Annotated in this window: 1 protein-coding gene; it reads left to right on the forward strand. The window is 74.5% G+C overall.

What is annotated here, in order from left to right; translation table 11 throughout:
* Positions 1-808, forward strand: an 808-nt coding sequence (locus tag FRW57_RS22190) for a THUMP-like domain-containing protein (protein WP_420853286.1), incomplete at its 5' end; no start/stop codon positions are given.
* Between the last annotated feature and the right edge of the window lie 97 nt (positions 809-905).

Consider the following 905-nt stretch of genomic DNA (forward strand, 5'->3'; position numbering starts at 1 on the left):
GCACTGGCCCTCGGCGTCGACGCTGGTCGGGTCCGTGGAGCAGACCCGGCTCCCCGCCGGCGAGGGTGCCCGCCACGCAGGGGCCTGGCTCGACCCGGCACGCCGCCTACCCGGCGTCGCCGACGGGATGGGGCGCACCAGGAGGGTCTTCCGGCTCGACGCGATCTCGCCGAGCTGGGCCACGGTGCAGCAGGTCGCGGCGTCCCTGCCGGCCGTGGGCGCGAAGCTCAGCCCGGCCTTCCCGCACGCCTCGGTGCCCGCCGGCTGTGAGGCCCAGTGGACGTCATACCGGGGTGAGGTGGTGGAGTGCGTCGTCTGGTGGGGTGCGTTGGTGCGCCGTTCGGGCCGCAGCGCGCAGGTCATCGGCTCAGACGGACGCGCAGCAACGGTCACCGAGGCCGACGTCACCGCCGAGATCCCGCCGTTGCCGGGTCTCGACGCGCTCGGACACGTGCTCTACGAGCCGGACAGGGCCGTGATCCGAGCCGGTCTGACCGGTGCGGTCAGCGCGGAGGTTGACGGCGCCGAGCTCGACCCGGGCGTCGGTTACGTCACGTCCGAGCGGACCCGCGAGCTGCCCTTCGCGCGCCGCTTCGTCGTCGAGGACGCGATGCCGTGGGGGGTCAAGCGGCTTCGCGCCCATCTGCGCGACCGGGGCGTCGGGCGAGTGACCATCAAGAAGCGGGGCGTCACGGTCGACGCCGACCAGCTGCGCCGGCAGCTGCACCTGAGCGGTGACCGAGAGGCAACCCTCGTCATCACCCGCGTCGCCGGTCGCCAGGTCGTCCTCGTCGTCCGCCCGAGCTGATCCGGCAGTCCACCATCCCGGTCAGGACGCGAGCTCGGGGTCGGGCTGGGCGCCCATCCGGGCCACCGCCGCCGAGCCGGCCCGCACGGCGACGGTC

Origin of the sequence: Segeticoccus rhizosphaerae (assembly GCF_009192725.1) — a bacterium.
Classification (GTDB): Bacteria; Actinomycetota; Actinomycetes; order Actinomycetales; family Dermatophilaceae; genus Segeticoccus; species Segeticoccus rhizosphaerae.